The following is a 5,233-nucleotide window of genomic DNA, read 5'->3' as shown; positions in this document are numbered from 1 at the left end:
TCGGCTCCCGGTTGCTCCCCTTCTAAGTAAAATACGATTTTACTTCCCGGATAAACAGTAGCCCGGCGGTTCCCCCAAAAAATTTCTATGGTCTCCGGCGGGCCGGGCTTCCACTCTACTTTACCGCCCAGCCTTTCGGCAAGGGTTCTTAAAGGGACCATAATATAGTCGCCGGAAAGATAAGGGGTTCCCGGTAGCTCGGCCCGTACGCCGTCCACCCATATTTCCCTTGAACCTTCCGCAAAGATGATCTGGTTGGCTGTTTCCGCCCAAGCCGGAGAGGAATAAAGGATCGTGAAAAGTATGGCCAAGGAGAAGATAATCAAGGAGATAACCCTGCTGCCACACGTCATAACTCCGGTACGCTCCCAGTGTACTTCTTTTGAACTTCGCAGCTCCGAAACTGCGGCTTATCGCTGTTTTAAGACAAGCTCTTTCACCTTCTATGCCGCGGAAGGGTTCAAAAGGATATGGCTTGGCTCCCTTGAAGTTATTTGTGTTTGCCATTAAGACGGCTCTTCCTTGTCTAACCTCACCTTTTCACCGTCCCGCACGTCCTTTAACACTTTAGCATCCCCCAGTACTTTGCCTACCACTGTGACCGGGCTGTACGGCCTTATTTCTCCCGGTTTAGACACCGGTGTGGGGCCGAAGAAAACGCACAAAGCATGGCCCGGCGGCCAGTAAGCCACATCCCCTTCTTGGACCGTCTCCTGGGGTTTTTCCTGCTCAAGCTTAACAGGGATGCTAAAATATATTTCGTCCCCCCAGGTGTTGATAGTAGCTTCAATAGGTAACGCTTCCCATATTTTTTTGGCGGTCGATGTCTCATTGAGCTCGATCTTAAGTTTTATATTTCCTGCTTTAAGCCACATGCGCATGGTTTACACCTCCGAGGTATATTTTACTAAAACCTGTTGTCCTGTTCCAGCCGGACCTGTAGTCGTCGGTTAATATTGACAGCGAAAAAAGCATAAAGTATTATAAAAAGAGAGCTTTACCCAAAGTCAAACACGAAGGAGGTAAAAGGTGGCCTTATGAGTGACGGTCTTATGAACAGGAGGGAGTTTATAAAGCGCTCTTTTTTATCGGGAGCGACGGCCGCTCTGGTTCTTTCGGGCCTAAACGGGTGGGAAGACGCAGAAGCAGCTACCTTGCAGGTGGGGTCGCTCATCGACCTTACCCGGTGCGATGGTTGCGAATACCGCAAAATACCGGCCTGTGTAGAGGCTTGCCGGGAGGCAAACAAACGTTATTTCCCGAATCCGCGAAAAGAGGACCTTAAGCCTTATTGGCCGCAGAAAAATTACGAGGACTGGTCGACAAAACAAAATATTACCAATAGGCTCACACCTTATAATTGGACCTTTGTTCAGAAGGTAGAAGTGGAACATAAAGGAAACAAAACCGTAGTTTACATCCCGCGGCGTTGTATGCATTGCGATAACCCTCCCTGTGCCAAGCTCTGCCCGTTCAGTGCTCAGGAGAAAAAGCCCGAAGGGCCGGTGATAATCGACCCGGAGATCTGCTTTGGCGGGGCTAAATGTCGCGAGGTCTGCCCCTGGCACATACCGCAGCGCCAGGCAGGGGTGGGGCCTTATCTTAAATTCGCCCCCAAATTTGCAGGAGGGGGAGTGATGTACAAGTGCACCCTGTGTTATGACCGCATTTTGCAGGGGAAACTGCCGGCTTGCGTGGAGGCTTGCCCCCGCCAGGCTATATCCTTTGGGCCCAAGGAGGAGATGCGAAGGGAAGCCCACAGGCGGGCCGGCGCTATAGGGGGTTATATATACGGAGAAAAAGAAAACGGTGGGACTTCTACCTTCTACGTTTCGGCCGTACCCTTTGAGGCCATACACAGGGCCTTAGTGGCGGCCGGGCAACAGCCCGCCATGCCGGTAGGCGTCCCCAACTTCTTGGATACTCCTAACGGAATCGGCCAGGCGGTGCTTCTGGCCCCGGTGGCGGGGTTACTGGCGGCAGGCGTGGCCGTTTATAAGGGGATGAAATATAAGGAGATGAAAGGAGGAGAATAGGTGTGTCCGGCGGTAAGGTAAAGAGACATAGCGGAATCGTGCGTTTTATTCACTGCTCGGTGGCCATTTCCACTTTTCTCCTCATCTTTAGCGGTTTGGGGCAGCTTCCCCTATATAAGCGCTACATGGTCGACCAGTTACCGGGACTGTCGTGGGCTTCTAATTTTTATATCACCCTTCTTATCCATTATGTGGCAGCCGCTTGGCTGGTGTTTGCGAGTATAATGCATGTAGTTTACCATGCCTTAAGGAAAGAATTTGACCTCCTCCCCCGCCGGGGGGATCTGAAGGAATCCTGGGTGGTTATCAAGGCCATGTTTGGCCGGGGGAAGGAGCCGCCGGCCGATAAATACTTGCCGGAGCAGCGCCTAGCTTACGCCTATATGGCTTTCAGCTTCTTCCTTGTTATAATCACCGGATTTATAAAAGTCCTCAAGAATTTCCCTTCTATTGCCCTGCCCTACCCGGTTTGGCAATGGGCTACTAATCTGCATAATGTAGGCACAGTGCTCGTTATACTGGGAATTCTTGCGCACCTGGCGGCCTTTGCCCTTAAGCCTAACCGGCCGCTTATCTTAAGCATGATTACGGGTTACGTCAGCGAAGAGTACGCCCGCCACCGGCATCCTTTATGGTATGAGAGGATAAGCAAAAAGCGAGATGAAAGAAAAGCGCTCGGGGGTTAAACCCCGGGCTTTTGTTTTCTCCTTTAAAGCAGGACATTCCTTAACACCAGCTCGAGTATGTGCTGTAAACGTCTTTCCAAGTTCTCTGGCCGGACAGGATCATCTTCCCAGATAATGGCCAGGAGATCCTTTTGGGTAAAATAAGAGATGCATAAACTGCTTATACTTGTTAGCATCTGCCTTATATCGAGATCTGGACGGAAAATCCCCTTAGCTTTTCCTTCCTCCAATATTTTTTTGATCTGGGGCAAGCCTTCTTCCCAGATAGGGGACAAAACTTTGCGTGCATAAATACCGCCTTCCAAGGCCTCCCAAGAGATAAGACGGGCAAACCTGGGATTCTCAGCGAGGAAATAGAAATAAGACTTTATAGCTTCCACCAGTTGCTCTTGGGGATCGCCCTTTCCTTTAGCGGCCTGGCTAGTGGCGGCCAGGATCTTCTCAAAATTAGCTTTAAGTACAGCAGTATAGAGGTCTTCCTTGCTGTGAAAGTAATGGTAAAGCATCCCTTTATTAACTCCTGCTTTAGAGGCTATTTCGTCTACCCGGGCGCCATGTAAACCTTTAGCAGCAAAAATTTCCTCCGCTGCGGCGAGTATCCTTTCTCGACTTTGTACTACAGGATGTGCCATTTGAGCTTACCCCTTCCTTAAGTTTATAATGACCACTGTTAACTAACTAGTTAGTTAAAACTCCTATAACACCTCAATTAAACACATACCATCATTTCCTTGAAATAGCAACTAATGCCGGGAAAGGGCCCTTTATTCTATGTTTTGCGTTGTTTTCGTACTAAAGTTGCTGATTTTATTAGTGCTCGCCTCTGCCCATCTCAGGCTTTAGAAAACTTTTCTTTCTCCAAGCGAAACTTTCCCCGCTTTCCTTCGTGAGTATACAGGGAAGACTTAGCAAGATTAACCAAAGGAGCCTTCGGGATGGGCGATATGGAAAGCCTGGTCGCCAGGATGCAGGAGGGCGATCTTACGGCCTTTGAAGAGCTGGTTGCGAAGTATCGTAACAAAGTTTATGCCCTGGCCCTTACCCTGGCTGGCAACCAGGCTGACGCGGAGGATCTTACCCAGGAGGTTTTCTTAAAAATCTACCTTGGCTTTAAGGAGTACGCGCAAAAGAAGGGTAGCTTTGAAGCTCTGATACATAGGATGACCGTAAACTTATGGATCGACTGGACGAGGAGGCGAAAAAGGTTTCAGACCTTTTCCCTGGATAGCATGACTCAAGAAGAGAACCAGGCTGCTTATGAGATAGCGAGTTCAGAAGAAGATGTGGAAAGGGTTTATCGCCGAGAGTTCTGGAATGCAGTATGGAGGGCCTGGGGAGAACTGCCCGATCACTACCGCATAGTGCTTAAACTTCGTGTGGTGGACCAGCTTTCCTATAAAGAGATAGCAGCCCTTACAGGAGACACGGAAGCAGCAGTTAAATCTAAACTTAACCGCAGTCGCCAGATGCTAAAGGAGAGGCTTCGGAAAGCTGGATATCCTCTATAATCCCCCAAAAAATTTTTTGGCAAGACCGCGAAACTTACAGCCATTCTGTTCGTGATTCTTTATGGAAAGGGCAAGAGACAAAGTTTTAAGCCCTAAGAAGGTGGCGTCAAAAATGAGGTGCCGGCAGGCAAGGAAAATGCTTTCGCCATACATAGACGATGAACTCAGCGATGCGGAGAGGGCAGCGCTCGAGGAGCACCTTAACTCTTGTGAGGCCTGCCGGTCGGAGCTTGAAGCCCTGAAGAGAATTTCCGAAGGCCTAAAGGAAATTTACCAGGAAGTTAAAGCTCCTCCTGATTTCGTGGATAAAGTAATGAAGCGTATACAGGAGCTGGAGGAGGGGAAAAGTCCTCGCCTCTTTCAGGATGACCTGCCCGGCTACCAAAACAGGTGGCTAAGGGTGGGGCTAGCGGCCGTCCTGACGGTGGGTATGGGGCTAGGAATATTGCAGTACGGCCGTGCCCATTTGGGAAACACCCTGACGTGGCCCAGTTCCTATAAGTTGGCCACACCGGGAACCAAGGTTATGGCAGAAAAGGACGAAGGAGGTTCATCAGGTAGCCAGGTAAGCGAGGTTGAAAAAGTCCAAGTTCCGAACAAGGACGAAAGCACTGGCAAGCCTGGGCATGCTCCTGTTGAGGGTGAACCCGGTAGGGTAGAAAAGCAGGAAACAGTCCAGGGTAGGACGCATGCAACAGTAGAAGAAAAGAAACCTGGAAATGCAACCGCAGGGCAGGAACTCCGGGAGCAGGCTAAAACCGATACGCGGGTGGCTGCCGGTCAGGACACAGGAGCCTACCAGCCTAAAACCTTCTTAAGTAAAAGCAGGCATGTGCGGACCACGATGGTAAAGGTGGAAGTGGATGACCTGGCCTCCGCGAAGGCGGCGGTGGCGGCAGCGGCAGCGAGAGCCGGTGCCGCTGGGGTGACCGAACTTTGGGACTACCAGAATAAAGAGATTATGCTCAAAGTAGTCTTGCCATCAGCTACAGCAGGGGAGTTC

At 50.3% G+C, this 5,233-nt stretch carries 7 protein-coding genes; 4 read left to right on the top strand and 3 right to left on the bottom strand.

The window, feature by feature from the left end:
- Together L5656_RS10475 and L5656_RS10470 are read right to left on the bottom strand one after the other, a co-directional pair.
- Positions 1–353 (bottom strand): stalk domain-containing protein (locus L5656_RS10475; protein ID WP_297202710.1); only part of this gene is annotated, 353 nt, incomplete at its 3' end.
- 153 nt (positions 354–506) lie between these two features.
- Positions 507–881, bottom strand: a complete 375-nt coding sequence (locus tag L5656_RS10470) for a cyclophilin-like fold protein (RefSeq protein ID WP_297202708.1) — start codon at positions 879–881, stop codon at positions 507–509.
- A gap of 156 nt (positions 882–1,037) precedes the next feature.
- On the opposite strand from L5656_RS10470, the gene L5656_RS10465 reads away from it, so the two are divergent.
- Positions 1,038–2,036 carry a 4Fe-4S dicluster domain-containing protein gene (locus tag L5656_RS10465; protein ID WP_297202706.1) on the top strand — a complete coding sequence of 333 codons (999 nt, stop codon included), beginning with the start codon at positions 1,038–1,040 and terminating at the stop codon, positions 2,034–2,036.
- 2 nt (positions 2,037–2,038) lie between these two features.
- On the top strand, positions 2,039–2,722 hold the full coding sequence (locus L5656_RS10460; RefSeq protein ID WP_297202704.1) for a formate dehydrogenase subunit gamma: 684 nt from the start codon (positions 2,039–2,041) through the stop codon (positions 2,720–2,722).
- 23 nt (positions 2,723–2,745) lie between these two features.
- On the opposite strand, the gene L5656_RS10455 is transcribed toward L5656_RS10460, so the two are convergent.
- Entirely contained in the window at positions 2,746–3,354 is a 609-nt protein-coding gene (locus tag L5656_RS10455) for a TetR/AcrR family transcriptional regulator (RefSeq protein ID WP_297202703.1), read from the bottom strand.
- A 303-nt stretch (positions 3,355–3,657) separates the two neighbouring features.
- On the opposite strand from L5656_RS10455, the gene L5656_RS10450 reads away from it, so the two are divergent.
- Both L5656_RS10450 and L5656_RS10445 read left to right on the top strand, forming a co-directional pair.
- Complete coding sequence (locus L5656_RS10450; RefSeq protein ID WP_297202701.1) at positions 3,658–4,230, top strand: RNA polymerase sigma factor; 573 nt, start codon at positions 3,658–3,660, stop codon at positions 4,228–4,230.
- A 112-nt stretch (positions 4,231–4,342) separates the two neighbouring features.
- On the top strand, positions 4,343–5,233 hold an 891-nt coding region (locus tag L5656_RS10445; protein ID WP_297202699.1), incomplete at its 3' end, for an anti-sigma factor family protein.

Source organism: Thermanaeromonas sp. (assembly GCF_021890735.1).
Lineage (GTDB): Bacteria > Bacillota > DSM-521 > Neomoorellales > Neomoorellaceae > Thermanaeromonas.
The sequence above is the reverse complement of the archived record's forward strand: the minus strand, read 5'-3'. Positions and strand labels throughout refer to the sequence as shown.